Source organism: Pseudomonas sp. OG7, assembly GCF_014192825.1.
Lineage (GTDB): Bacteria > Pseudomonadota > Gammaproteobacteria > Pseudomonadales > Pseudomonadaceae > Aquipseudomonas > Aquipseudomonas monteilii.
The window spans coordinates 438317-463349 of sequence record NZ_JACHYK010000003.1 but is presented as its reverse complement, the minus strand read 5'-3'; the positions used below and the strand labels follow the sequence as shown (position 1 = coordinate 463349).

General features: G+C 63.8%; 22 protein-coding genes and 1 tRNA gene. 14 read left to right on the top strand and 9 right to left on the bottom strand.

All coding sequences use genetic code 11. The annotated features are described in order from the left end of the window. The first annotated feature begins 62 nt into the window (after window positions 1-62). Window positions 63-677 carry a LysE family translocator gene (locus tag FHW75_RS10230; protein ID WP_183673576.1) on the top strand — a complete coding sequence of 205 codons (615 nt, stop codon included), beginning with the start codon at window positions 63-65 and terminating at the stop codon, window positions 675-677. 163 nt (window positions 678-840) lie between these two features. Here the strand turns inward: FHW75_RS10230 and FHW75_RS10225 are convergent. Both FHW75_RS10225 and FHW75_RS10220 read right to left on the bottom strand, forming a co-directional pair. Next, window positions 841-917 (bottom strand) — tRNA-Met (locus FHW75_RS10225). 95 nt (window positions 918-1012) lie between these two features. Beyond that, on the bottom strand, window positions 1013-1936 hold the full coding sequence (locus tag FHW75_RS10220; RefSeq protein WP_019098876.1) for a FecR domain-containing protein: 924 nt from the start codon (window positions 1934-1936) through the stop codon (window positions 1013-1015). Window positions 1937-2126: 190 nt separating this feature from the next. Between FHW75_RS10220 and FHW75_RS10215 the strand changes: the two genes are divergently transcribed. The 3 genes from FHW75_RS10215 to FHW75_RS10205 all read left to right on the top strand — a co-directional run bounded on the left by FHW75_RS10215 (window position 2127) and on the right by FHW75_RS10205 (window position 4820). Further along, on the top strand, window positions 2127-3341 hold the full coding sequence (locus FHW75_RS10215) for an MFS transporter (protein ID WP_016713335.1): 1215 nt from the start codon (window positions 2127-2129) through the stop codon (window positions 3339-3341). Window positions 3342-3441: 100 nt separating this feature from the next. Next, window positions 3442-3579, top strand: coding sequence for a hypothetical protein (locus FHW75_RS10210; RefSeq protein ID WP_016713334.1), 138 nt, complete (start codon window positions 3442-3444; stop codon window positions 3577-3579). Between the two features lie 83 nt (window positions 3580-3662). Further along, entirely contained in the window at window positions 3663-4820 is a 1158-nt protein-coding gene (locus FHW75_RS10205; RefSeq protein ID WP_027609763.1) for an MFS transporter, read from the top strand. 7 nt (window positions 4821-4827) lie between these two features. On the opposite strand, the gene FHW75_RS10200 is transcribed toward FHW75_RS10205, so the two are convergent. Both FHW75_RS10200 and FHW75_RS10195 read right to left on the bottom strand, forming a co-directional pair. Next, the gene (locus FHW75_RS10200) at window positions 4828-5784 is read right to left on the bottom strand and encodes a FecR domain-containing protein (RefSeq protein WP_019098874.1); all 957 of its coding nucleotides are present in this window, start codon (window positions 5782-5784) and stop codon (window positions 4828-4830) included. Beyond that, window positions 5771-6286 (bottom strand): sigma-70 family RNA polymerase sigma factor, encoded by a 516-nt coding sequence (locus FHW75_RS10195; protein WP_025754686.1) that lies wholly within the window; start codon window positions 6284-6286, stop codon window positions 5771-5773. Before FHW75_RS10195 ends, FHW75_RS10200 begins: the two co-directional genes overlap by 14 nt. A 171-nt stretch (window positions 6287-6457) precedes the next feature. Between FHW75_RS10195 and FHW75_RS10190 the strand changes: the two genes are divergently transcribed. From FHW75_RS10190 to FHW75_RS10180, 3 genes are all read left to right on the top strand, one after another. Beyond that, a complete protein-coding gene (locus FHW75_RS10190) occupies window positions 6458-7084 on the top strand; it encodes a DNA-3-methyladenine glycosylase (protein WP_019098872.1) in 627 nt (208 codons plus the stop codon). 85 nt (window positions 7085-7169) lie between these two features. Beyond that, on the top strand, window positions 7170-8222 hold the full coding sequence (ada, locus tag FHW75_RS10185; protein WP_019098871.1) for a bifunctional DNA-binding transcriptional regulator/O6-methylguanine-DNA methyltransferase Ada: 1053 nt from the start codon (window positions 7170-7172) through the stop codon (window positions 8220-8222). 56 nt (window positions 8223-8278) lie between these two features. Next, the gene (locus FHW75_RS10180) at window positions 8279-10681 is read left to right on the top strand and encodes a DUF3772 domain-containing protein (RefSeq protein WP_161751625.1); all 2403 of its coding nucleotides are present in this window, start codon (window positions 8279-8281) and stop codon (window positions 10679-10681) included. A gap of 28 nt (window positions 10682-10709) precedes the next feature. Here the strand turns inward: FHW75_RS10180 and FHW75_RS10175 are convergent, their stop codons facing one another. The 4 genes from FHW75_RS10175 to FHW75_RS10160 form a co-directional block, all read right to left on the bottom strand. After that, the gene (locus tag FHW75_RS10175) at window positions 10710-11927 is read right to left on the bottom strand and encodes a DUF3422 domain-containing protein (protein WP_084297409.1); all 1218 of its coding nucleotides are present in this window, start codon (window positions 11925-11927) and stop codon (window positions 10710-10712) included. Window positions 11928-12052: 125 nt separating this feature from the next. After that, window positions 12053-13483, bottom strand: coding sequence for an aldehyde dehydrogenase family protein (locus tag FHW75_RS10170; protein ID WP_019098868.1), 1431 nt, complete (start codon window positions 13481-13483; stop codon window positions 12053-12055). A gap of 13 nt (window positions 13484-13496) precedes the next feature. Further along, window positions 13497-14996: a cytosine permease gene (locus FHW75_RS10165; RefSeq protein ID WP_016713325.1), complete on the bottom strand. Its 1500-nt coding sequence runs from the start codon at window positions 14994-14996 to the stop codon at window positions 13497-13499. A 92-nt stretch (window positions 14997-15088) separates the two neighbouring features. Continuing rightward, on the bottom strand, window positions 15089-15478 hold the full coding sequence (locus FHW75_RS10160; protein ID WP_025754682.1) for a nuclear transport factor 2 family protein: 390 nt from the start codon (window positions 15476-15478) through the stop codon (window positions 15089-15091). Between the two features lie 228 nt (window positions 15479-15706). On the opposite strand from FHW75_RS10160, the gene ycaC reads away from it, so the two are divergent. From ycaC to FHW75_RS10125, 7 genes are all read left to right on the top strand, one after another. After that, window positions 15707-16327 carry an isochorismate family cysteine hydrolase YcaC gene (gene ycaC / locus FHW75_RS10155; RefSeq protein WP_019098866.1) on the top strand — a complete coding sequence of 207 codons (621 nt, stop codon included), beginning with the start codon at window positions 15707-15709 and terminating at the stop codon, window positions 16325-16327. Between the two features lie 107 nt (window positions 16328-16434). Then, on the top strand, window positions 16435-17253 hold the full coding sequence (gene ppk2, locus FHW75_RS10150; protein ID WP_019098865.1) for a polyphosphate kinase 2: 819 nt from the start codon (window positions 16435-16437) through the stop codon (window positions 17251-17253). Between the two features lie 36 nt (window positions 17254-17289). Continuing rightward, the gene (locus FHW75_RS10145) at window positions 17290-18486 is read left to right on the top strand and encodes a monovalent cation:proton antiporter-2 (CPA2) family protein (RefSeq protein ID WP_019098864.1); all 1197 of its coding nucleotides are present in this window, start codon (window positions 17290-17292) and stop codon (window positions 18484-18486) included. Between the two features lie 39 nt (window positions 18487-18525). Further along, window positions 18526-19623, top strand: a complete 1098-nt coding sequence (locus FHW75_RS10140; RefSeq protein ID WP_183673574.1) for an AI-2E family transporter — start codon at window positions 18526-18528, stop codon at window positions 19621-19623. A gap of 13 nt (window positions 19624-19636) precedes the next feature. Continuing rightward, the gene (locus tag FHW75_RS10135; RefSeq protein ID WP_183673572.1) at window positions 19637-21151 is read left to right on the top strand and encodes an efflux transporter outer membrane subunit; all 1515 of its coding nucleotides are present in this window, start codon (window positions 19637-19639) and stop codon (window positions 21149-21151) included. Continuing rightward, entirely contained in the window at window positions 21148-22245 is a 1098-nt protein-coding gene (locus tag FHW75_RS10130) for an HlyD family secretion protein (RefSeq protein ID WP_183673570.1), read from the top strand. The genes FHW75_RS10135 and FHW75_RS10130 overlap by 4 nt, the downstream gene beginning before the upstream one ends. Continuing rightward, window positions 22235-23245: a DUF2955 domain-containing protein gene (locus FHW75_RS10125; RefSeq protein ID WP_025754678.1), complete on the top strand. Its 1011-nt coding sequence runs from the start codon at window positions 22235-22237 to the stop codon at window positions 23243-23245. The genes FHW75_RS10130 and FHW75_RS10125 overlap by 11 nt, the downstream gene beginning before the upstream one ends. Here FHW75_RS10125 and FHW75_RS10120 read toward each other — a convergent pair. Then, on the bottom strand, window positions 23242-24954 hold the full coding sequence (locus tag FHW75_RS10120; RefSeq protein WP_183673568.1) for a SulP family inorganic anion transporter: 1713 nt from the start codon (window positions 24952-24954) through the stop codon (window positions 23242-23244). The genes FHW75_RS10125 and FHW75_RS10120 overlap by 4 nt on opposite strands. Window positions 24955-25033: the final 79 nt, after the last annotated feature.

Here is a 25033-nt window from a genome sequence, read left to right as displayed (position 1 = left end):
CCTATAAGCGCTCGATAATCATCCCTTCTGTGCATTTTCATCGCCTATCGAGAGCCACCCGCATGACCGAACTCATCGCCGTCGCCCTGTTCACCCTGCTCGCCGTCATCAGCCCAGGCGCCGATTTCGCCATGGTCACCCGCAGCAGTTATGCACAGGGCCGAAGGGCCGGGTTGGCCGCTGCCGTGGGCATTGCGCTGGGAGTGCAGGTGCATGTGCTGTACACGGTGTTGGGCATTGCAGTGCTCATCAGCCAGAGCCCGGCTTTGTTCTTCACCATGAAAGTGCTGGGTGCGGGTTACCTGATCTATCTGGGTTACCAGTCATTGACCAATACGCGGCGCATCAGCCTGGAGGGTGTAGGGCAAGCCGATGGTGGCGTGCTGCAAGCCCTGCGGTCGGGCTTTCTGACCAACGCCCTCAACCCCAAGACCATGTTGTTTGTCATCAGTGCGTTCACCCAGGTCGTCCAGCCCCACAGCCCGTTGGTGCTGGATTTCGCCTACGGCGCGTTCATGTCCTTTGCCCATTGGCTGTGGTTCAGCCTGGTGGCGGTGTTCTTCTCCAGCACGGCACTGCGCAAGGCCATGATCGAACGGCAAATGCTGGTGGACCGTGCCATAGGCCTGGCGCTGATCGGGCTTGGCCTTGCGGTAGCCGTAACCGGCATACGGTGAAGTGTCGATTGCATGACGGGGTGATGGCCATGGCAGGCGCCTGCAGCCAGCGCTGTAGTTGCAGCAGGGGCGGCCTTGGCTGCAAGTGAGGGTATTGCCCGGCGCTAACTTTTTCGCAGGCAAAGAAAAAGGGCTTACCTTGCGGTAAGCCCTTCGTCTTGTTTGGTGGCTACACAGGGACTTGAACCCCGGACCCCAGCATTATGAATGCTATGCTCTAACCAACTGAGCTATGTAGCCGATGGCGCGCATTATTCTCTTGAACGCCCCCCCTGTCAACACTCATTTCAAAAAAAATTTGCACGCTTTCAAAAACTTAGCGGCCGGGCACGGTTTCAGCGCACCACAAGCCAGTGGCCGAGCACGTCCTGAAGCTGCAAATGCTGGGCCGCAGCCAGGGATTGCAGGCTCTCCTGTGGCCGGTCGAGGTTGAAATCACCGCTTACGCGCCGATGGGCCATTTGTTCATCCATCATCCACAGGCGTTGCCCCTGGTACCCGGCAAGGCGCTCCAGCACCTGCCCCAAAGGCATGTCGGTGGCTTTCAGGCGGCCGTTGCGCCAGCTGTCGGCGGTTTTCAGGTCAGCTTTCTGCACCTGGTTGATACGCATGTCATCAAAGGTAACCCGCTCACCCGCCGAGACCATGCGTTGATCCCCCCCTTGGGTGACCAGGGCCTTGCCACTGAGTACCACGAGTTCATCATGATTTGCATGGCGGGCGACCTGCAGGCGGGTGCCGAACACCTGGATGCGTGCGTTGCCCACTTCCACTTCCATCGCCCGCCCATCGAGCACAACCTCCAGGTACACCTGGCCCTGCACCAGGTGCAGTTGACGCGTGCGGCCGCGCAGGTCGACGTTCATGGCGCTGGCGCTGTCCAGGTTAAGCGTGGTGCCATCTGCCAGACGCGTGCTGCGGCGTTCGCCCACGTCGGTGTGCAACTCGCTGGCAAGGCGCTGCATCAGCGGCCAGTAGAGGTAGGCTGCGGCGCTTAATACGAGCAGGAACACCAGTGCCAGCCATTTGCCCAGGTGACTGCGGCGCACGGTGACCTGCCGTGGGCGGGGGCGGGCGGGTGGTGGCTGCAACTGCTGCCAGCACGTTTCCAGCTCGGCGTAGGCGCGAGCGTTTTCGGGGGCCTGGCACCAGGCCGCGAATGCCTGGCGCTGGGCTTCATCACAGCCGGGTTGGTGCAATAGCGAAAACCACTCCAGCGCTTCCTGCTGTGGGTCGGGCTGCAGTTGCATGGCGGGCATCGGGCTCATGGGTAGGTCTGCTCACGATAGGGGCCGTTTCGCCCAACGATGACAGGGGTATGGGTCAAGGATGCTAATTATATTGAGAACCATTTTCAAGTGCGTCGCAAAGGGGGATAAAAAAGGTAGCTATGTATCTATTTGTTTCCTGATAATCGGATCCCAAACCTAAGGACGGAGATTTAGGCAAATGGCCATCAGTAGTGCCTCCACCGCGTCCACCAACGCAACGGCGAACCAAGCCACGCCGCTGGTGATGCGCATCATTGGTTTCTGCGCCCTGGCGCACCTGATCAACGACCTGATCCAGTCGGTGCTGCCGGCGATCTACCCGATGCTCAAGGCCAACTACGACCTGAGCTTTGCCCAGATCGGCCTGATCACGCTGACGTTCCAGATCACCGCTTCGTTGCTGCAACCCTGGGTCGGCTTTTTCACCGACCGCCGGCCGACACCGAACCTGTTGCCGATGGGCACCTTGTGCACGCTGGTGGGCATCGTGATGCTTGCCTTTGTGGGCAGCTTCCCGATGATCTTGCTGGCCTCGGCGCTGGTCGGTATCGGCTCATCGACGTTCCACCCGGAAACCTCGCGTATTGCACGCCTCGCCTCTGGCGGGCGCTTCGGCCTGGCCCAATCAACCTTCCAGGTGGGCGGCAACACCGGTTCGGCCCTGGGCCCGCTGCTGGCGGCGGCCATCGTCATTCCATTCGGTCAGACCCACGTCGCCTGGTTCGGCCTGGCCGCGCTGTTCTTCTTTGGCGTCACCTTGATGCTGCGTGGCTGGTACAAGGAGCACCTCAACCAGGCCAAGGCGCGCAAGGCGGTGCAAGCCACCCACGGCATCTCGCGCAACCGGGTGATCGCGGCGCTGATCGTGCTGGGCTTGCTGGTGTTCTCCAAGTACTTCTACATGGCCAGCTTCACCAGTTACTTCACCTTCTACCTGATCGAAAAGTTCGATGTGTCGGTGGCCAGCTCGCAGCTGCACCTGTTCCTGTTCCTCGGCGCGGTGGCGGCCGGCACGTTCTTTGGCGGGCCGATCGGTGACCGCATCGGGCGCAAGGCGGTGATCTGGTTCTCGATTTTGGGCGTGACGCCGTTCACCTTGGCACTGCCGTATGCCGACCTGTTCTGGACCACGGTGTTGAGCGTGGTGATCGGCTTTATTCTGGCGTCGGCGTTTTCCGCGATCGTGGTGTATGCGCAGGAGCTGGTACCGGGCAGCGTGGGCATGATCGCCGGAATCTTCTTCGGGCTGATGTTCGGCTTCGGCGGCATTGGTGCGGCGCTGCTGGGGTATGTGGCGGACCTGCGCGGTATCGAATATGTGTATGGGCTGTGCTCGTTCCTGCCGTTGTTCGGCTTGTTGGCGGTGTTCTTGCCGTCTACGGGTAAACGCTGATATCCCTGGGGCTGCGTTGCAGCCCCGACGATTGACGACCTGACACCCTTGGCCTAGAGTGCCGCCTCTTTTTCCAACCACCTGCGTAGTAGTCAAAGCAATGCGCCGTACCCAGTCCCTGCCAAACGCCCGTCAGCCTGCCTTCCAGGCCTTGCGTCGTGCGTGGCCGAGCGACACGGTGCTCAAGCGCCGCCGCAGCGTGCTGTTTGCCTTCACCTTCTCGCCACACCTCGCCTGAACTGATCTGCGCTTTTGCGTCGCTCGCCACCCTGGCGTGCGCGCCTGTGTCTGCACGTCTTTTCGGTTTGCAAGGAGTGGTACATGAACATGCGTTTGCTGGCGGGCCTGTTGTTCGCCGTTTCGGTCGTGGGTTTCAGTTTGGGGGCCAGCTTGCCGCTGGTGTCGTTGCGCCTGCATGAAGCGGGGGCGAGCACCCTGGAGATTGGCATCATCTCGGCCATCCCTGCTGCGGGCATGATGCTCTCGGCGTTTCTGGTCGATGCCTGCTGCCGTCACCTCACCCGGCGCACCATCTACTTGCTGTGTTTCAGCCTGTGCACGGTCAGCATTGCCTTGCTCGAGCCGGCATTCGGTTCGCTGTGGCTGCTGGCGCTGCTGCGCCTTGGCCTCGGGCTCGGCATGGGGATCGCCATCATCCTCGGCGAGTCGTGGGTCAACGAGCTGTGCCCGGAGCACAACCGCGGCAAGATCATGGCCCTGTATGCCACCAGCTTCACTGGCTTTCAGGTGCTCGGCCCGGCCATGCTGGCGGTGCTGGGTGCCGATAGCCCGTGGATCACCGGGGTGGTCACCGCCTGCTATGGCCTGGCGCTGCTGTGCATCGTGCTGACCGTGCCAAACGACCATGTCGAACATGAAGAGGGCGAAAAGAGCTTTGGCTTGGCCGGGTTCTTCCGTGTGGCGCCGGCGCTTTGCGTGGCGGTGCTGTTCTTTTCGTTCTTCGATGCCGTGGTGTTGTCGCTGTTGCCGGTGTATGCCACCAGCCATGGGTTTGCCGTGGGCATCGCGGCGCTGATGGTGACTGTGGTGTTTGCTGGCGACATGCTGTTCCAGTTGCCGCTGGGCTGGCTAGCCGACCGGGTGGAGCGCACCGGGCTGCACCTGGTGTGCGGGCTGGTGGCGATGGCGATCGGCATCGGCCTGCCTTGGCTGTTGAACCTCACCTGGCTGCTGTGGCCGCTGTTGGTGGTACTGGGCGCGGTGGCAGGGGGTATCTACACCTTGGCGTTGGTGTTGATCGGGCAGCGCTTCAAAGGCCAGGACCTGGTCACTGCCAACGCCAGCGTAGGGTTGCTGTGGGGCGTGGGGAGCCTGATCGGGCCGCTGCTCAGTGGCGCGGCAATGAATGTGGCGCCACATGGCTTGCCCATGGCGCTGGCGCTGATGGCCGGGTTGTTCGTGTGTTTTGCCAGGCAGTCGTACCGGCGTGCGGGGCGCATACGCGCTGTGGCGCAGTGATGACCTTTCAGGCTGCGTCGACGTTTACCCAGAAGCGCGTCCGGTAGTCGACCCGCACAGGCAGGCTGCGAGTAAGCAGTTGCAGGACCTGCTCGGTGTCAGCCAGCTGAAAGGTGCCAGACACTTTCAAGCTTGCCACTTCAGGCGCGCAGCGCAACAGGCCTGGACGGTACCGGCCGAGTTCGGCGACAAACTCGGCCAATGGCATCTGCCGCACACTGAGTACACCGTCGGTCCAGCCCCACGGGTCGCTGTGCAGCGTCACTGCGTGGATGCTGCCATTTGCCCCGATCTGCAAGGTTTCGCCCTGCTCGATTTGCCGCGCAGAGGCGGAGGAGGGGAACAGCGTAACTTCGCCACGACGCACCGACAGCAGCAGGCCCTGGCTGTTTTCGCGCAGCAACAGCTGGCTGCCGAGTGTGGTCAGCGGGCCGACACGGGTGTCGATACGGAACGGTCGGTTGTCATTCGGGTTGCTGTCCAGGCTGACCTCGCCGTGGATCAGTTCCAGCCGGCGCTGCGCTGAGCTGTAGCGCAAGTCGATGGCGCTGGCGGTGTTGAGCTGGATGCGGCTGCCGTCGCTGCCTTGCCATTGGCGTCGTTCACCTGTGGCGGTGCTGCTGTCGGCCAACAGTTGTGGCAAGCCCAACGGTTCGCGTGCGGCCCAGCCCAGGCTGCCGCCCACGGCCAAGAGCCCTAGCAACTTAAGGTGGTTTCGGCGGCTGACGCGTTGGCGCTGGCCGCCCTCCAGGGTGCGCCGGCTCAAGTCCTTGGGCAACGCGGCCATCTCGTCACTGAGGTGGCTGACACGCTGCCAGGCCAGCGGGTTGTGCGGGTGGCTGGCCAGCCATTGCCGGAACTGTTGCTCGGTATGTGCGCTGGGGCGGTCGAAGCGCAGTTTCACCAGCCAGTCGATCGCCTGGTCGACCTGTGCCTGCGCGGGTGCGCTGTCAGGTGTCGGCATAGCGCAACCGGTAGCAGACGCCCAGGGCCTTGGCCAGGTCGCGCTCGATGGTGGCGCGGGATACGTCCAGCTGCTGCGCGATCTGCACGATGCTCAAACCGTCCAGCTGGGCCAGCAGAAACGCCTGGCGTACACGCGGTTTCAACTGGTGCAGGGCACGGTCCAGGTGCTCTAGGGCATCGAGGATGACCAACCGGTCTTCCTCGCTGGGCACTTCAGCCTCGGGCAAGTGCGCAAGGCTTTCCTGGTAGGCCCGCTCCAGTGCGCGGCGGCGGAACTGGTCGATCATCAAGCCGCGGGCGATGCTGCTGAGGTAGGCGCGTGGCTCTTTCAGCGGCGACACCTGGCGGGCGCGCAGCAAGCGTACGAAGGTATCCTGAGCCAGGTCGGCGGCATGCTCGCCGCAACCGACCCGGCTACGCAACCAGCCGCGCAGCCAGGCATGGTGGGACTGGTACAGCAGAGCGACCTCGGCCGGTTTGAGCGTGTCGTTGATCTGCATCGTAGCGAAGGCCCGATCCCTTGATGTGTGCGATTGTGAATTGTTCTCAATTCTATGCGGGGATGATGGCGTGGAGCAATGGTATGCCAGGAATTAGCCGAGCAAGAACCGGCGTTTGCCCGATGAACGGCTGCGCTAAGCTGGACCTGCAATCGACTTGATGGAGGTGCCATGATTCTGGCCGACCTTTCGCCGCAGGCCTTGCGCGAGGCCACCGATTACCTTGCTGCGCTCGACCCGGACTGGTCGCGGCACGTCGCGGTGACCGGGCCGTGCCTGCACCAGGCCACGCCGGGGCGTGAGCCTTATGAGGCACTGGTGCGGGCGATTGCCTACCAGCAACTGCATGCCCGTGCCGCCGAGGCGATTCTGGGTCGGTTGCTGGCGCTGTTCCCGCAGGTTGCGTTCCCGGCACCTGAGCAACTGTTGGCTGTCAGCCCCGACACCCTGCGCGGTTGTGGGTTTTCGGCAAGCAAGATGGCCACGGTGCAGGGCATTGCCCAGGCCCGGCTGGAAGGCCTGGTGCCGACGCGGGAAGAGGCATTGGCCATGGCTGATGAAGCCCTGATCGAGCGCCTGGTGGCATTGCGTGGGGTAGGGCGGTGGACAGTGGAGATGCTGCTGATCTACAGCCTGGAACGGTCGGACATTCTGCCAGTGGACGATTTTGGTGTGCGTGAGGGCTATCGACGGCTCAAGGGGCTGGAGAAGGCGCCAACGCCTGCGCAGATGCGCTCGCTGGGTGGCGCCTGGCGGCCGTACCGCACGGTGGCCGCCTGGTACCTGTGGCGGGCCTGAGGCTTTTGCACTGCCTGTGCCTGCCCTTTCGCGGGTTTACCCGCGAAGAGGCCGGTACAAGCAACCACATACTCGGAAATCAAAGATGAACGCCTACACCACCCCCGACAAACGCTGGCACGCTGTAGAATCCCGCGACACCGCTGCCATCGGCCACTTCGTCTACGCCGTGCGCACCACCGGCGTCTACTGCCACCCCGGTTGCAAGTCTCGCATGGCCAAGCGCAGCAACGTCGAGTTCTACGACACCCCCGTTGCCGCCGAAGCGGCCGGTTACCGCGCCTGCAAACGTTGTATCAGCAAGGCCAGCGCCACCCGCCACAGTCAACTGGTCACCCGTGCCTGCCGCCTGATCGAAGCCAGCGACCCTGCACCCAGCCTCGACCAGCTCAGTGCGCAACTGGCCGTCAGCCCCTTTCACCTCCACCGCCTGTTCAAGGCTGAAACCGGCGTCACCCCCAAGGCTTATGCCACCGCCTTCCGCGCCCGGCGTGTACGTGCGCACCTGGAAGACGGTGAGCGTTCAGTCACTGACGCCATCTACGATGCGGGCTACAACTCCAACAGCCGCTTCTACGAAAGCGCCGGTCAGCGCCTGGGCATGCGCCCCCGGCAATTTCGTGCTGGCGGCACCGGGGCAACGATCCATTTCGCCATTGGTCAATGTTCACTGGGCGCGATCCTGGTGGCCCAAAGTGAGAAGGGTATTTGCGCGATTCTGTTGGGCGACGATCCCGAGGCCCTGTTGCAAGACTTGCAGGACCAGTTCCCCAAAGCCCGTCTGATTGGCGGCGACAGCGCCTACGAACAGCTGGTTGCCGAAGTGGTGGGTTTCGTCGAAACGCCGGCGCTGGGCCTGAGCTTGCCGCTGGATGTACAGGGCACGGCGTTTCAGGAGCGGGTGTGGCGGGCCCTGCGTGAGGTGCCGGCCGGCAGCCGGGTCAGCTACACCGACATCGCCGAGCGCATCGGTGCGCCCAAAGCGGTGCGCGCAGTCGCCATGGCCTGCGCGGCCAACCACATCGCGGTGGCCATCCCATGCCACCGGGTAGTGCGTCGGGACGGCGACATCAGCGGCTACCGTTGGGGCGTCGAGCGCAAACAGCAGCTACTCAAACGAGAGACGGCACTCTCCTGATGGCTTGAAGCCGCGTAGAATCCTCCGCCAAATCGAGTTGTAAAGAGGAATATTCGATGAGGCGTGTCAGCCTTGCCCGTTATTGTGCAGGCCTTATGGTCCTGCTGTTGGCGCTTGCCAGCCCGGCGTGGTCGGCCCCGGCCACGCCATTGTCCAACCTGGCGGCAGCCGAAGCGCCAGCGCTGGATGAAAACGCCAGCATCGAGCAACTGAGCGAACGGTTGGATCAGGTCCGTCAGGGCGTCACCAGTGAGGCCAACGACGACCTGCTGTCGCAATTGCGCCTGGCCGCGATGCAGGTGCAGCGCCAGGCGGACGCCTTGAGTGCGCAGCGCACCACCGATGTGGAAAAGCTCGACGATAAGCTGAAGGTGATTGGCCCGGTCCAGCCGGACGAGGCCGCCACCCTGACCCAGCAGCGCAAAGCCCTGGAGGCTGAAAAAAAGGCGCTGGTAGCCCAGCAGGATCAGGCCACCAAGCTGACTCAGTCAGCACGCGACCTGTCCACGCAAATCGTCAACCTGCGCCGCAGTCAGTTCAACTCGCAGATCACCAGCCGTGCGGCCTCGCCACTGAGCCCGGCATTCTGGCAGAGCATCATCCGCCCCACCCAGGACGACGTGGCACGCCTGCGTGATTTGCGCGGCGAGGCAGCTGATGCCATCAGCAGTGCCTTCAGCGCCGATAACCGCTGGCTGTTCATTACCAGTCTGGTCGCGGCGATCCTGGTCTGGACTCTGGTGCGGCGCGTGCTTGAGCGGTTGCTGGCCAGCGCCATGGTGGGCTGGTTGCCTGAGGGGCGCCTGCGTCGCAGTGCCTTGGCCCTGGGCGTCAGCCTGGCAACCCTGGGCACCATCGCCGGTTCTGTTTCGTTGCTGCGCTGGGGGCTGGAGAGCAGCGCCGAGCTGGGCAGCGATATCGCCAGCCTGACCAACCACATTCTCGCCCTGGTGGTGTTCAGTGCCTTCATCACTGGCCTGGGCCGCGCCATGCTAATGCTGCAGCGCCCGTCCTGGCGGCTGCCGCCGATCCACGACGAAGTGGCCAGTGCACTGGGTTGGTTCCCCAAGGTGCTGGCATTGGCACTGATGGTCATGATGACCATGGAACGCATGAACAGCGTGATTGGCGCCAGCCTGGCGCTGACGGTGGCCGTCAACGGGTTGACTGCGCTGGTAGTGGCGCTCATTTTTGCCGGCGCGTTGCTGCGTTACCGCCGCACCCTGCGCAAGCATGACCTGGAGCGCCCCACGGGCCTGGCCGGGCTGATCCCGTTCGTGATGGTCATCTGGTTGTCGTTGATCCTGCTGGCGCTGCTTGCCGGTTACCTGACGCTTGCCTACTTCCTCACCGCCAAGTTGCTGTGGGTCAGCCTGGTCGTCACCTGTGCCTACTTGCTGACCACGTTCTTTGGCGACCTGTGCGAAACCCTGTTGTCGCCGCGTCAGCCCGGTGGCCTGGCTCTGGCTTCTACCCTGGGCCTGGCGCCGCGCCATCAGGCACAGGCCAGCACCATCCTGGCCGGCATCGGCCGCACCATCGTGCTGTTCCTGGCGCTGTTGCTGGTATTGATGCCATCGGGCACCAGCCCCAGCGAACTGTTGCTGAGCCTGGGCGACTGGGACGGCACCGGCGGCAAGCTGCTCGGCAACCTGAACATCGTGCCGCAGGACATTCTGCTGGCCCTGGCGATTTTCTTCGGTGGCCTGTTCGCCATTCGCGTGGTCAAGCGCTGGCTGAGCGATCGCCTGCTGCCGGAAACCGACATGGACGCCGGCATGCGCGCCTCGCTGGTGACCCTGGTGGGTTACCTGGGCTTCCTGTTCCTGGCCATGCTGGTGATGTCGACCTTGCGCATCAACCTCACCAGCCTGACCTGGGTGGTCAGTGCCCTGTCGGTCGGTATCGGTTTCGGTTTGCAGCAAATCGTGCAGAACTTCATCTCCGGCCTGATCCTGCTGACCGAGCGCCCTGTGAAAGTGGGCGACTGGGTGAGCCTGGCAGGTGTCGAGGGTGATATCCGCCGCATCAACGTGCGCGCCACCGAGATCCAGATGTCGGACCGTTCGACGGTAATCGTGCCCAACTCGCAGTTCATTTCGCAGAACGTGCGCAACGTGACCATGGGCAATGCATTGGGTGTGGTCGGCATTACCCTGACGCTGCCACTGGAAACCGATGCCAACCGTGTGCGCGAGCTGCTGCTGGCGGCGTACCACGAGCATGAGGCGATTCTGGATGCGCCGGCCACTTCGGTGTCGTTCAAGGACCTGACCAGCAGCGGAATGGTGATTGGCGTGAGCGGTTATGTAGCCGGGCCGCGACAGGTATCGGGTACCCGCAGTGACCTGCTGTTCACCATTCTCGGGCGGTTGCGCGACGAAGGCATTCCCCTGTCATCGCCACAGAGCATGGTGCTGGTGCAAGAGGGCGCTCGCCCCGCTGACGAGTCGGTGTAAAGAGCGGGGGCGCCAAGCGCCCCCGACCTCAATGCTGCTTGGCCTGCCTGATCCGCAGCAAAATCACCAGCAACACCAACAACACTGGCGGCGCCATGGCCAATAACCCATCCCGCGCCGTCAGCCCCAACCCCAGCACATTCAGCCCGCCATACAGCAGCTTGAACAGATTCAGCAGGTAGTAGGTGATGGCGATGATCGACAGCCCCTCCACCGCCCGCTGGATCTTTACCTGGGCATCAGCCCGGGCATTGAGGCTGTGCAGAATGCCGGCGTTCTGTTCTTCCATCTCCACTTGCACCCGCGCCTGCAGCAAGTCGCCCAGGTTCGCCACGTTCTTCGCCATTTGTTCCAGCCGCTGCTCGGTGGCCGCGCAGTAGCGCACGGTCGGCTTGAAACGACGTTCGATGAACACCCCCAAACGCTGGCAGTCCCCCACATGGCTCTCCCGCAGTTCGCCCAGGCGTTCGAACACCAGTTGTGCATAGGCTTGGGTGGCGCCGAAGCGGTGGCGGGTTTTTACCGTGCGGCTTACAACCTGGCGTGACAGGTGGGCAATGGCTTCCAGCAGTCCTTTGGCGTCATGCCCTTCACCCCCGGCACTGCGCTCGGATAGGGTGACCAGGGTTTTGTCGAAGGCATCCAGCTCCTGGCTCAGGGCCTTGGCCGTGGTAAGGGTCAGCGAGGCCATCATGCGGTACGTCTCGATCTCCAGCAGGCGGCGGATCATGCGGCCCTGGCGGTAGGCATTGAGGCGGCGGTTGATGAACAGGAAGCGGTTGGTGCCGTCCTCGGTCAGGCGGAAGTCACTCCATACCACCGCATCGCCACCACCGACGCACGAGCCGCAGGGGTCTTTGAAACCGTATTGGGGCAGATCCAGGCCTTGCTCGTCGCGTACCAGCACCTGCACGGCGTTGATCACCTGTGCCGCCTGCGGGGCGATGGCCTCGGCCAGCACGGGTGGCAGGGCTTGCCAATCGGTGTCGGCAGCCGTGCAGGGCACTACCAGTGTCAGGGTGAAGAACTCGGTGTGCCGTTCCCACTTGAACGGGTGGCCGTCCAGGCGGGTGATGCCTTGGGCTGCCGTTGTGTCCAGGGCAGCCGGGCAGCAGCGTTGCAGCAGGGCCGCACAGGCAGCATCACCGCCGAGCAGGGCCAGGTGGAAGACATGCGCCGGGCCGTCGAAATACAGCGACGGGCGGGCGTGCAGTTCGTTGTGCAAGGCGGTGCGTTGAGGGTGCATGGGTGGTCCGGCCTGGTGTTGTGATTGTGGGGGTACCAGGAAGTGGGACTTTGCGGGGGGAGGGGAAAGTCACGCGGGGGAGGGTTCGTATCGCGAAAAGGGCCGCAACGCGGCCCCTTGCGATATCAGCCGAGGCACCGCGTCACATGCTTGACCGACTGGTAGGCCGACAACCCCCACGGCCCCAGCTCACGGCCGATCCCGCTACCTTTGGTGCCGCCCCACGAGGTTTCGACGAACACGGCCTGCACCGAGTTGATCCATACATGGCCAACTTCCAGCGCATCGGCCACGCGCTCGGCACGTTCCAGGTCCGCGGAGCAGACGGTGGCTACCAGCCCGAAGCGGCTGTCGTTGGCCTCGGCAATCGCCTGTTCCTCGCTGGCAAACCGCCGTGCACACAGCACCGGGCCAAAGATCTCCTCGCTCCACAGGCGGCTGTCTTTTGGCACATCGGCATACAGCGTCGGGCTGACGAACCAGCCGTCCCGGTCCAGCGCCTTGCCACCGGCCAGGCACTGCAAACCCTCCTCGCGTGCGGTGGCAAAGTAGCTGGCCACCTTCAGCCATTGTGCCTGGCTGGTCAGCGGGCCCATGTCGACTTCTTCGGTCAACGGGTTACCCACCCGCAAGTTTTCCAGTGTCGCTTGCAGGCGCGGCAGCAGCGCATCGGCGATACCGTCCTGCACCAGCAGGCGCGAAGTGGCCGAGCACATTTGCCCGGCGTTCCAGGTGATGCCGGCGACGATCCACTCCACTGCCTGGTCCACATCGCAATCATCGAACACCACGATCGCCGACTTGCCGCCCAGCTCCAGCGTGACTGGCCGGCACTGCGCCGAAGCGCTGCGCATCACCTGGCTGCCGACGCTGTTGCTGCCAGTGAACGACAGCTTGTCCAGGCCGTTGTGGTTGCTCAACGCAGCGCCAGTCTCGGCCTTGCCGTTGACGATGTTCAACACGCCAGCCGGCAGGCCCAGGGCATCGGCGATCTGGCCGTAGGCCTGCTCGATCAGCGGGGTGACTTCCGACGGTTTGAGCACAACGGTGCAGCCAGCGGCCAAGGCCGGGGCGAGCTTCCAGGCGCTGGTCACCAGCGGGAAGTTCCACGGCACGATCAGGCCGACTACACCCACCGGCTCCAGGCGGGTACGGGCAGTGAAGCCTGGCACGGCCAGCGGTACATCGCGGTTTTTCGAGGGCAGCTGCTCTGCCAGTTCGGCGTAGTAAGTGAAGGTGGCGATGGCGTCGTCCAGGTCGATTTCGGCCTCATGGCGCGGCTTGCCGTTGTTGCGCATCTGCAAGGTGATCAGCGCTTCGCGGCGCTGCCCGAGCTGTTCGGCAAAACCGCGCAGGAAGGCTGCACGCTCGTTGGCGCCGGTGCTTTTCCAGGCGGGCAGGGCGCTACGGGCGGCGGCCACGGCCTGGTCGACCTGGGCAACGCTGGCAGCCATGAATTCAGCGAACGGTTGCCCCAGCGCAGGGTCGTTGACGCTGATGCAGTCGCTGCCCTGGCCTTCGACCCAGCGGCCGGCGATATAGTGGGAAGTGGTCATGGTCGGTTTCCAGTCAGGCCATTTCGGCAGTGGTCACGGGCGTGTGCGTGGTGCTTTTGCAACGCACCCAACGCGGGCCTTGAGGGCCATACACGCCAGCAGGTTCAGGGAAAAGGTTGAGCAGCAGCAGGTACAGCACGCCAGCCAGCCCCAGGGTGACCGGCAGGCTCAGGTCGATGCCCCCGGCCAGGTCGCCCAGCGGGCCGACGAACTGCCCCGGCAGGTTGACGAAGCACAGGCCGACCGCTGCGCTGGGGATCCACGCCCCCATGCCGCGCCAGTTCCAGCCATGCAGGAACCAGTAGTGGCCACCGCGCTGGCCGCGGGTGAACACCTGCAGGTCATCGGCGTGGTAGAAGCCGCGGCGGGTAATCAGGCCGAGGATCATGATCACCATCCACGGGCTGGTGCAGGTGATGATGAGCACCGCAAAGGTCGACACGCTCTGCACCAGGTTGAAGGTGAAACGGCCGACGAAAATGAAGCCGATCGCCAGTACACCGATCAGCAACGTGGCGCCGGCGCGGCTGAGCAAGCGCGGGAACACGCTGGACATGTCCAGACCGGTGCCATACAGCGCCGTGGTGCCGGTGGACATGCCGCCGATCACCGCAATCAGGCATACCGGCAGGAAGAACCAGGTTGGGGCCACGGCCAGCAGGCCACCTACATAATTGTTGGCGGCGATGTAGTCCGGTGCCTGGGTTGCAACCAGGGTGGCCGTGCACAGGCCGAACAGGAACGGAATCAGTGTGGCGCCCTGGGCGGCAATCACGGCCAGCATGATGCGCGCCTTGGGCGTTTCACGCGGGATGTAGCGTGACCAGTCGCCCAGGAAGGCGCCGAACGACACCGGGTTGCTCATGGCCAGGATCGCTGCACCGACGAAGGCTGCCCAGAAGCCCGCCTGGCCCAGGTTGACGCTGCCGGCGTAACCGGCATCGAACGGCCCGGCAAAGGCGACGATACCCAGCAGGAACAGCAGGCTCGACGCCCACACGGCAATTTTGTTGACCCACAGCATGAAGCGGAAGCCGAAGATGCACACCACCAGCACCAGCACCGCGAACAGGCCGTAGGCCAGGCCCAGGGTAAGGTCGGTTTCCGGCAGGCCGGCCAGGCGCTTGGCCCCGCCGATCAAAGCATCGCCCGAGCTCCACACCGACAGCGAGAAGAACGCCACCGCCGTCAGCAGCGACAGGAACGAGCCGACGATACGCCCATGCACGCCAAAGTGTGCGCCTGAAGACACCGCGTTGTTGGTGCCGTTCAGTGCCCCGAACAGGCCCATGGGTGCAAGGATCAGCGCGCCCACGGTAACGCCGAGCAGAATCGCCCACACACCTGCCTGGAACGACAGCCCGAACAGCACCGGGAAGCTGCCCAGCACGGCGGTAGCGAAGGTATTGGCGCCGCCGAAGATCAGGCGGAACAGGTCCAGCGGGGAGGCGTCGCGTTGATCGTCGGGGATCTGTTCGACGCCGTTGGTCTCGATACCGGTCGAGTGGCTCATGGTGATGCTCCAGCGCGGTTGTTGTAGCCTGCGCAGTGCGCGGGCCTTCTTGTGGGTGCGATGGCAGGGCGGCAGGGCCGCGTAAAAGGTGATCAGGCCGGCGATACGACCGACAGGTGTTCGTGGCAGGCCAGCCACTGTTCGCCGTGGCGGCGGAACACGATGGTTTCGCGCTCGCTCAACTGGTGTTCTTCACCGGCGATGCGGATATGGGTGGCCACATCGTGCATGAAGATCGCCACATCACCTTGCACGCTCACCTGAGCATTGCCCGACTCGCAGGCGAGCACGGCAAAACCCTCGGCCTGCCACTGGGCCCAGAGGTCTTCGTAGGCACGGCGCGACAGCAGCGGTTGCGGCAAGGTGTGGAAGAGGAAGGTGGCGTCTTCGCTGAAGCAGGCGAAATAGCGGGCGGTGTCGTTGCTGGCAAACGCGGCGACGAGGTCGGCGGCCGCCTGCCGTACCTGGAGAGTCTGGTCCACGGGAGTGGCCTCACGGTTTTTGTGATTATGGTGAAGCGATTCTGGTGGCGGTTGGCGAGGGGAAAAATCGCTGGCGGCAAATAATCAGTTCAGGAATTTGTGAAGTGATGGCAGAGCTTCCTTTTGAAGCTGAAGGGAGCGGCCAGGCAAACCCGACCGACGGCCTCTGCAGCCCTGCATCCTTGCCTACGCTGATACTCCCAACCCGCTGAAGCAAGGAGATCCGCCATGGCCTTCGAATACAAGCGTCTGGACAAGAACAACGCTGCGGTGCTGCTGGTCGACCACCAGACCGGCCTGCTCTCGCTGGTAAGGGATATCGACCCCGACCGCTTCAAGAACAACGTGCTGGCTCTGTCCGACCTGGCCAAATACTTCAAGCTGCCGACCATCCTCACCACCAGCTTCGAGACTGGCCCCAACGGCCCGCTGGTGCCGGAACTGAAAGAGCAGTTCCCCGACGCCCCCTACATTGCACGCCCCGGCAACATCAACGCCTGGGACAACGAAGACTTCGTCAAGGCGGTAAAAGCCACTGGCAAGAAGCAGCTGCTGATTGCCGGTGTGGTCACCGAAGTGTGCGTGGCCTTCCCGGCACTGTCGGCACTGGAGGAGGGCTTCGAGGTGTTCGTCGTCACTGACGCCTCTGGCACCTTCAACGAACTCACCCGCGACTCCGCCTGGCGGCGCATGGAGGCTGCCGGTGCACAGTTGATGACCTGGTTCGGCGTGGCCTGTGAGCTGCACCGTGATTGGCGCAATGACATTGAAGGGCTGGGGACCCTGTTCTCCAACCATATTCCGGATTACCGCAACCTGATGACCAGCTACAACAAGTTGGCCAAGTAGGTTTTTTTGGGGGGGCTGCACCGCAGCCCCCTCTCAGCCGGCAAGCGAAGCGGCAAACCGTCATGAATCGACCATACTGACTCTTCATTCCCCTTAAGGAGAGTGTCATGTCGAAGCCGTCCAGGAAGAAACCCACCCAGGAAACGCCAGAAAAACTGGGCGGCAAGGCCTACGAAAAAGCGCTCAAACACCTGCATGTAGAGCTGGTGAAGCTACAGGAGTGGGTGGTCGCCAAGGGCCTGAAGGTGTGCATCGTCTTCGAAGGCCGTGACGGTGCCGGCAAGGGTGGCACCATCAAGGCCATCACCGAGCGCGTCAGCCCACGGGTGTTCCGCGTGGTGGCACTGCCCGCACCGACCGAGCGAGAGAAAACCCAGATGTACCTGCAGCGCTACCTGGGCCACCTGCCCGCTGCGGGCGAAGTGGTGATCTTCGACCGCAGCTGGTACAACCGCGCCGGGGTCGAGCGGGTCATGGGCTTCTGCTCTGACGAGCAAGTGGACAAGTTTCTGACCGGTGTGCCCGTGTTCGAAAAGGTCATGGTCGAGTCGGGGATCATCCTCATCAAGTACTGGCTTGAAGTCAGCGCCGAAGAGCAGACCCGGCGCCTGCAGGACCGCATCAATGACGGCCGCAAGCTGTGGAAGCTGTCGCCGATGGACCTCAAGTCGTACACCCGCTGGGATGATTACACCCAGGCGCGTGACGACATGTTCCAGGCGTCGGATACCGCCTGGGCACCGTGGTTCGTGGCCCATTCCAACGACAAGCGGCGCGCCCGGCTGAACATCATCAGCCATCTGCTTGGCCGCATTCCCTACAAGGACATCACCCGCGACCAGCTGGTGAAGTTGCCCAAACGCGGCAAGATCGGCAAGTACAAGGCTGTGGCCTATCCGTTCAAGGTCGTTGAAGAACGCTTCTGACCCCCTCCCTGCGGGGAGCTGCGAAGGTACGAGCTCATGCCACATGACGGCAGCCTGTTGCAGGCGACGGTGGTGTTCCTGTTGGCCGTGGTGCTTCTGGTTCCGCTGGCACAGCGCCTGAAAATGGGGGCGGTACCGGGTTACCTGCTGGCGGGTATCCTGATTGGTCCTTCGGTGTTCGGCCTGCTCGACAACCCGGACAACGTGGCGCGGCTGTCGGAAATGGGCGTGGTCATGCTGCTGTTCGTGATTGGCCTTGAGCTCTCACCCCGGCGTCTGTGGACCATGCGCCGGGCGCTGTTTGGCGTCGGCAGCTTGCAGGTAGGGCTGACTGCGGTGCTGCTTGGGCTGCTGGCGTACTGGCTGTTCGACCAATCGAAACCCGCTGCCATCGTGCTGGGCCTTGGCCTGGCGCTGTCGTCCACCGCCTTTGGCTTGCAGGTACTGGCCGAGCGCAAGGACCTGGGCAAGCCGCACGGTCGCCTGGCGGTGGCCATCCTGCTGTTTCAGGACATTGCCGCTATTCCCTTGATTGCCGTGGTGCCGCTGCTCGGGGGCGATGTCAGCACCGCCGACGAAGGGGCCTGGCCGCTGCTGGCAGTGGCTGTCGGCATAGGCGTGCTGATTGTCTTTGGTCGCTATCTGTTGACCCCGGTATTCAAGTGGACGGTGGGTTCGGGCTTGCCCGAGCTGTCGACGGCCACGGCCTTGCTGGTAGTGCTGGGCACCGCCTGGCTGATGGAGCACGTGGGCGTGTCGATGGCACTGGGTGCATTTCTGGCCGGCGTGCTGATGGCCGAGTCGCCATTTCGCCACGAACTGGAAACCCAGATCGAGCCGCTCAAAGGCCTGCTGCTGGGGCTGTTCTTCGTTGGCGTGGGCATGAGTGCCGACCTGCGCCTGCTGTTTGGCATGCCACTGATGGTGTTAGGCCTGACCGTGTTGCTGGTCGCCATCAAGCTGCCCTTGCTGTATGGCCTCGGGCGTACGGTTGGCGGGCTCAACAAGGCCCAGGCGTTGTGCCTGGGCGTGGTGCTGGCCTCGGGTGGCGAGTTTGCCTTCGTGGTGTTCAAGCTGGCGCTGGAGCATCAGGTGCTGACTCGGCAAGTGCATGACGTGCTGGTGCTGGCCATTACCTTGTCGATGGCGGTGGTACCGCTGGTGATGATGGCCTTGGCGCGGCAGTTACGAGACGCCAGCCCCGTACAGGCAACCCCGGAAACGAGTGACTGAACCGTGGCACATGACGAACTGAATGTTCGGAGGTGAAGCATGCAACCGGGTATCAAGCTGGACAGCGCCCTGTCGCGGGGTTTGCTCGATGTGCTGATCAAAGCCGGCCTGGTGGCTGCCTTGGTGATCTTTGCCTTTCAGGTGTTCCAGCCATTTCTGGAGCTGATGCTGTGGGCGGTTATCCTGGCGGTCACCCTGTACCCGTTGCATTGTCGCCTCCAGCGCCGTACCGGCCTCAAGCAGGGGTATGCGGCGACGCTGGTGGTGGTGCTGGTACTGGTGGTGCTGCTGGTGCCGATCTACCTGGTGGTGATGTCCATCGGCGAATCGGTGGACAGCCTGGTGACGTTGCTCAAAAGCGGAGCCTGGAGCGTGCCGACCCCACCTGACGCCGTGGCGGCCTGGCCACTGATCGGGCCGAAGGTGCATGCCCTTTGGTTGGCGGCCTCCGAAAACATGGCCAGTGTGCTGAACCAGTGGATGCCCCAGCTCAAGGGCGCCGGGCGCACGGTGCTGGGTGCTGCGGCCAGTGCCGGGGGGGCCTTTTTGCTGTTCATCGGTGCGATCATCATCTCCGGGGTGATCATGGCCTATGGTGACCGTGGTGAAATCGCGGCACAGCGTATCGCCATGCGGGTATCGGGTGAGGAGCGGGGCAAGCCATTGGCCAAGTTGTGCACCGCGACCATTCGTGCGGTGGCCCAGGGTGTGATCGGCATTGCGTTCATCCAGATGTTGCTGATCGGCGTCGGCTTCGTGGTCAAAGGGGTGCCAGGGGCCGGCATGCTGGCCATCGTCATCCTCATGCTGGGGATTGCCCAGGCGCCCGCTACCCTTGTCACGGTGCCGGTGATCATCTATGTGTTCAACGTCGAAGGCTTTACCGCCGCGACCATCGTGTTTGCCATCTACACCTTCGTTGCCGGGCTGGCCGACAACGTGCTCAAGCCGCTGCTGCTGGGGCGAGGGGTGGATGTGCCGATGCCGGTGGTGCTGATCGGGGCGCTGGGCGGCATGGTGGTCAAAGGGATCATCGGCTTGTTCATCGGCCCGGTGATCCTTGGCGTCACCTACGTGTTGTTCTGGCAATGGGTTGCACTGCAGGTGCCGGAGCAACCGGCACCACCTGCTGCCTGAGCCAGGGGCTGCCATGCCCACGTACGGCTATGGTCTGGGGCTGCTGCTAGTGCTGGCCGGCTGCACCCAGGTTGGCCCGGATTTCGAAAAGCCCCAGGCCCCTTGGCTGGCCGGCTGGAGCACGCCTTTGCTGGAGCAGGCAGGACGCAGCGCTGCGGCGCCCGACCTGCGCCGCTGGTGGACGGTGTTCGCCGACCCGATGCTGGACGCGCTGATTGCCGAGGCCGATGCCAACAACACCAACCTTCGCGTGGCGGGCCTGCGCATCGCCGAAGCCCGTGCCCAGCTGGCCATCGTGCAGACCGGGCGTTATCCACAGTTGCAACAGTTGAGCGCGCAGAGCCTGTACCTGAAACAAGACCAGTCCGGCGCTGCAGCAGCGCGCGACTCGGTGTTCTGGCAATCCAGCGTGGGCTTCGACATCGGTTGGGAGATTGACTTCTGGGGGCGCTTCAGCCGCGCCATCGAAAGCGCAGATGCGGCCTACTTCGTTTCCCAGGCCAATTACGCCGATGCCATGCTGCTGTTGCGTGCACAAGTGGCCGACACCTACTTCGCCCTGCGGACCGCCGAGGCACGGCTGGATATCGCGCGCGAGAACGCCGAGCGCCAGGCGCGTAGCCTGGAGATCACCGAGCGGTTGTTCCGCCACGGCGAAAATGACGAACTCGACTGGCAGCAGGCGCGCACCCAATACCTGGCGACCCTGGCCACCATCCCCGAGTTCGAAAACCAGCTCAACGCGCTGCGCAACGTGCTGTGCTCGCTGCTGGGCCGCCCGCCAGGACCGCTACCGCAGCTGGAGGCCGGCCATGGCCAGCTGCCATTGCCAGACCGCGCGGTGCTTCAGGACGTACCGGCCTACCTTTTGCAGCGCCGCCCGGACATCCGCGCCGCCGAGCAGGCGGTGGCGGCGCAGTCGGCGCTGGTTGGGGTTGCCGAGGCCGATCTTTATCCACAGCTGAGCCTGCTGGGCAGCATTGGCTGGACCTTTTTATCCGCCAGTCATCTGCCCGACACCTTCGACCTGGCTGCTGGCCCTAGCCTGATCTGGAACCCGTTCGACTATGGCCGGCGCAAGAATGCCGTGCGCGTAGAGGATGCCCGCTTGCAGCAACTGATCGAGCTGTACCAGCAAAACGTGCGCGAAGCGGCCCGCGAAGCCGACGATGCCGCCAGCGGGCTTGTCCGCTCGCTGCAGAGCGCAACCATTCGCGACCAGGCCTCGCAGGCTGCACAGCGTTCGCTGAACCTGGCCAGCTCGCAGTACCGCGAAGGCTTTGCCGACTTCCAGCGCGTGCTCGATGCCCAGCAATTGCTGTTGCAGCAACAGGACGGTTACCTGGTCAGCCGTGGCAATGCAGTCAGCAGCCTGGTGACCTTGTACAAGGCCTTGGGCGGTGGCTGGGATGCCCGCCGCGCACCGATCGACCCGGCCACCCGTCAGCACATGCAGCACCGCACCGACTGGGGCGAGCTGCTCGACGAGCCAGCCCCCACCGCACACGCACAAGGTGAAAACCAATGAGCGACAGCACGCCTACGCCCCCCCCGCCGGCCCCTGACCGCGGCATGCGCTGGGTGCTGCTGCTGATAGCCGTGAGCCTGCTCTGGTACTTGCTGGCCGACCGCTTCACGCCGTACACCCAGCAGGCCCGCCTGCAGGCGTACGTGGTTCCGGTGGCCGCCGAAGTGGCCGGGCAGATCAAGCGTGTCGCAGTCGGCAACAACCAGGAGGTGCGCCAGGGCGATGTGCTGTTCGAGCTCGATCAGGAACAGTACCGCATTGCCTTGGCCCGCGCCGAAGCCGACCTCGAAACCGTGCGCCGTCAGATCGGCGCCAGTACCGCCGGCATCGACTCGGCCCAGGCCGCGCTCGTGGCCGCCGAGGCCAACGCACGCAAGGCCCGGCAGGACGCCGAGCGCCTCAAGCGCCTGATTGATGAGGACCCCGGCACAGTATCGGTACGTCGCCTGGAAGGCGCCCAGGCTACCCGCGACCAGGCCATCAGCCAGGTGGCGGCGGCCCGTGCGGAGGTGGAGCGGGCCCGTGAGCAGCAGGGCGGGGCGCAGGAGGACAACGCCCAGCTGCGCAGTGCTGCGGCCAATGTCGAAAAGGCACGGCTTGACCTGGCGCGCACGGTGGTGCGCGCTGATGCGAATGGCCTGATCACCGACCTGCGCACTGACGTTGGGCATTATGTCGGGGCTGGCAGCCCGATGATGACGCTGATCAGTATCCACGACGTGTGGATAAGTGCCGACATGACCGAGAACAACCTCGGCCGCCTGCGCCCCGACACCCCGGTGCTGGTGGTGCTTGATGCGCTGCCCGGTACCGTGTTGAAGGGGCGTGTTCGCAGCATTGGCTACGGCGTGAGCGTGGGCCAGGGCACCCCGCCGGGTACTTTGCCGACCGTTCAGAACAGCCGCGAGTGGCTGCGTTCGGCACAGCGCTTCCCGGTGATTGTCGAGCTTGAGCGCGACCAACTTCAGGACAAGACCGTGCTGCGGGTTGGTGGCCAGGCCGAGGTCATGGCCTTGCCCGGCGAAGGCAACCCGCTGAACCTGCTGGGCAGGTTGTTCATGTGGCTGATGAGCTGGCTGTCGTATGCCTATTGAATTGCGCCGCCTGCGGGCCCTGCGCCTGGCCTGGGGCGTGGCGCTGTGCCTGGTGGTCAGCTTCGGCATCGGCCTACCCGTGCCGATCCTGGCACCGGTGTTCGCCGTGCTGTTGCTGGCCATGCGTAGCCAGCCATTGCCGTTGCGCGCGGCACCCGCCTTGGCGGTACTGGTGCTGCTCGCGTGTGGCAGCGGGTTATTGCTGATTCCACTGTTGCGTCACGCCCCGGTCAGCGGAGTGTTGCTGGTGGGCGTGGGCGTTTTTCTCACGTTGCGCTATGCCTTGATGGGCGGCAACGGCCTGCTGGCCAACTTGCTGATAGTCGGCCTGACCATGATTGCTGCTGCGGGTACCAGCGACTTCACCTTGGCCCTCTCGGTGGTCGAAGCGCTGGCCAAAGGCATGTTGCTTGCGGTGCTGGGCACGGCCTTGGCCCATGTGCTGTTTCCCGAACCTGCCAATGCGCCGGCACAGCCGGTACCGCCGCTGCCGGGGCGCGCGCATGTCAGCTGGGTAGCGTTGCGCGCCACGTTGATTGTGATGCCGGCTTTCCTGCTGGCGCTGATTGCCCCGGACCAGTACATGCCGCTGATCATGAAGGCAGTGAGTGTGGGGCAACAGGCCGGCGAAACCCGCGCGCGGCACGCCAGCCGTGAGCTGGTTGGCTCAACGTTGCTCGCCGGGTTGCTGGCGATACTGATGTGGGGCGCGTTGAGCCTGTTCGTGCACCTGTGGATGTTTTTTTTGTGGGTGCTGCTGTTCGCGCTCTGGCAGGCGCGCCGGCTGTATCAGGTGGTGCAGAACCGGCAGAGCCCGGCGTACTGGGTGAGCTGCCTGACGACCCTGTTGATCCTGCTGGGGCAGTCGGTGCAGGACAGTGCTGGCGGGCAGGATGTGTACAAGGCGTTTGCGGTGCGCATGGCACTGTTTCTGGCGGTGTCGGTGTATGCCAGTGCCATGCTGATCTGGATTGATCGGCGCCGGGTTCGGGCTGCCTAGGGTTGCCAGTCAACTCCGCTCTCATCCAGATAGGCATCCACCGCCGCGCCCACCGTTGGATGAAAGGCATTCTCCCCCATATGGTGGAACAATCCGAACCGCCGCATCTTGTCCTTCACCGGATCCTTCATCTCGGCAAACTGCAACTCCACCCCCCGTGCTTCCAGTGCCCGGTCCAGCTCGGCCAGCATGTCGGCCGAAGTGATGTCGATACTGGTCACTGGCTCCGCCGCGATGATCAACCGCTGCACCGGTGTAGGCGACGCGTCCACTGCCGCCATCACTGTGCTCTGGAACTGCTCGGCGTTGGCGAAGAACAGCGGCGCGTCCCAGCGCAGCAGCACCAACCCTGGAATGCGTCGGGCCTTTGGATAACGCTGCACATCATGGTAGCCCCGCGTGCCATCCACCCGGCCCAGTACCGCATGGTGCGGCCGCCAACCGTCCCACAGAAACTCGATCACTGCGATGGCCACGGCGATGCAGATACCTGGAATAGCGCCAAATACGGCTACGCCGACAAAGCAGGTGAACGACAGCCAGAACTCCCACTGCTGCATGTGGAATATACGTTTGAGGTCGGTGAACTCGAACAGGCCCAGTGCGGCAGCAATCACCACGGCGGCCAAGGCACTGTTGGGCAGGTGCTGCATCAGATTGGGCGCCACCAGCAGCAACAGGGTTACCGCCAGCGCGCCGATAATACCGGTGAGTTGGGTTTGCGAGCCTGCCGCTTCGGCCACTGGCGTGCGCGATGAACTGCTGCTGATCGGAATACCCTGGAACAGCCCCGAAGCCAGGTTGGCTATACCCAGGCCGAACATTTCCTGGTTCGGGTTGACCGGCATTTTCAGGCGGGCGGCATAGGAGCGCGACAGCACACTGGTGTCGGCGAACGACACCAGCGCTACCGCGATGCCACCGAGCAGCACCTCCACCAGGTCGATGTCGCTGACCCAGGGGAAGACAAAACCGGGGAGCCCTTGGGGCAACTCGCCGAGCACCTTCACGCCTTGCTGGTCGAGCCCCAGCAGGCTCACCGCCAGCGTGGCCAGCACCATGGCAATGAGGATGCCCGGTACCCGCTTGAAGGGCTTGAGCAAAAGGATCAGCACCAGGCTGCCACCACCGACCATGAAGCTTGGCCAATGCCCTTGGCCGGCAAGCAAGGCCTGAATCAGGTTCCAGATATCTCGCAGCGGTCCTTGGCTGTCCACCGACAGGCCGAACAGCTTGGGCAGTTGGCTGATCAACACCGTGAGGGCGATTCCGTTCATGTACCCATAGCGGATCGGCTTGGACAGCAACTCGGTGATGAAGCCCAGGCGCAGCAGCCCGGCAATTACACAGAACGCCCCGGCGACCAGCGCCATCATGCTGGCGATGGCGATTGCCCGCTGCGGGTCACTGGCGGCGTACTGCACCACCACCGCCAGGATCGGCGCGGCCAGTGCCGAGTCCGGGCCCAGTACGAGGATGCGGCTGGGGCCGAACAGGGCATAGGCCAGCAAGGGGATAATGGTGGCATACAGGCCATAGATGCCGGGTACGCCGGACGCTTCGGCGTACGCAATGCCCACGGGTACCAGCATGGTGGTGAGCACCAGGCCGGCGGCGATGTCCTTGGCCAGCCAGGCTGGCTTGTAGTGGAGCAGGGTGACCAGGCCAGGTAACCAGCGTTGCCAGTCGAAGCGAGTGGGTTCGGGCATGATGCAGGCTCTGGGGGAGGAGGGGACTCAATCACAGCTTAGATGTTGGGATGGGGGGCTGCGCAGCAGCCCCTTCAAT

What these genes read in the sequence shown, in the direction of transcription:
- FHW75_RS10140 (WP_183673574.1), top strand. Translation starts at nt 18,526, where the DNA reads ATGCAACCGGGTATCAAGCTGGACAGCGCCCTGTCGCGGGGTTTGCTC.
- FHW75_RS10120 (WP_183673568.1), bottom strand. Translation starts at nt 24,954, where the DNA reads ATGCCCGAACCCACTCGCTTCGACTGGCAACGCTGGTTACCTGGCCTG.
- FHW75_RS10175 (WP_084297409.1), bottom strand. Translation starts at nt 11,927, where the DNA reads ATGCACCCTCAACGCACCGCCTTGCACAACGAACTGCACGCCCGCCCG.
- ycaC (WP_019098866.1), top strand. Translation starts at nt 15,707, where the DNA reads ATGGCCTTCGAATACAAGCGTCTGGACAAGAACAACGCTGCGGTGCTG.
- FHW75_RS10165 (WP_016713325.1), bottom strand. Translation starts at nt 14,996, where the DNA reads ATGAGCCACTCGACCGGTATCGAGACCAACGGCGTCGAACAGATCCCC.
- FHW75_RS10180 (WP_161751625.1), top strand. Translation starts at nt 8,279, where the DNA reads ATGAGGCGTGTCAGCCTTGCCCGTTATTGTGCAGGCCTTATGGTCCTG.
- FHW75_RS10205 (WP_027609763.1), top strand. Translation starts at nt 3,663, where the DNA reads ATGAACATGCGTTTGCTGGCGGGCCTGTTGTTCGCCGTTTCGGTCGTG.
- FHW75_RS10200 (WP_019098874.1), bottom strand. Translation starts at nt 5,784, where the DNA reads ATGCCGACACCTGACAGCGCACCCGCGCAGGCACAGGTCGACCAGGCG.
- ppk2 (WP_019098865.1), top strand. Translation starts at nt 16,435, where the DNA reads ATGTCGAAGCCGTCCAGGAAGAAACCCACCCAGGAAACGCCAGAAAAA.
- FHW75_RS10220 (WP_019098876.1), bottom strand. Translation starts at nt 1,936, where the DNA reads ATGCCCGCCATGCAACTGCAGCCCGACCCACAGCAGGAAGCGCTGGAG.
- FHW75_RS10125 (WP_025754678.1), top strand. Translation starts at nt 22,235, where the DNA reads ATGCCTATTGAATTGCGCCGCCTGCGGGCCCTGCGCCTGGCCTGGGGC.
- FHW75_RS10230 (WP_183673576.1), top strand. Translation starts at nt 63, where the DNA reads ATGACCGAACTCATCGCCGTCGCCCTGTTCACCCTGCTCGCCGTCATC.
- FHW75_RS10190 (WP_019098872.1), top strand. Translation starts at nt 6,458, where the DNA reads ATGATTCTGGCCGACCTTTCGCCGCAGGCCTTGCGCGAGGCCACCGAT.
- FHW75_RS10215 (WP_016713335.1), top strand. Translation starts at nt 2,127, where the DNA reads ATGGCCATCAGTAGTGCCTCCACCGCGTCCACCAACGCAACGGCGAAC.
- FHW75_RS10210 (WP_016713334.1), top strand. Translation starts at nt 3,442, where the DNA reads ATGCGCCGTACCCAGTCCCTGCCAAACGCCCGTCAGCCTGCCTTCCAG.
- ada (WP_019098871.1), top strand. Translation starts at nt 7,170, where the DNA reads ATGAACGCCTACACCACCCCCGACAAACGCTGGCACGCTGTAGAATCC.
- FHW75_RS10130 (WP_183673570.1), top strand. Translation starts at nt 21,148, where the DNA reads ATGAGCGACAGCACGCCTACGCCCCCCCCGCCGGCCCCTGACCGCGGC.
- FHW75_RS10145 (WP_019098864.1), top strand. Translation starts at nt 17,290, where the DNA reads ATGCCACATGACGGCAGCCTGTTGCAGGCGACGGTGGTGTTCCTGTTG.
- FHW75_RS10195 (WP_025754686.1), bottom strand. Translation starts at nt 6,286, where the DNA reads ATGCAGATCAACGACACGCTCAAACCGGCCGAGGTCGCTCTGCTGTAC.
- FHW75_RS10170 (WP_019098868.1), bottom strand. Translation starts at nt 13,483, where the DNA reads ATGACCACTTCCCACTATATCGCCGGCCGCTGGGTCGAAGGCCAGGGC.
- FHW75_RS10135 (WP_183673572.1), top strand. Translation starts at nt 19,637, where the DNA reads ATGCCCACGTACGGCTATGGTCTGGGGCTGCTGCTAGTGCTGGCCGGC.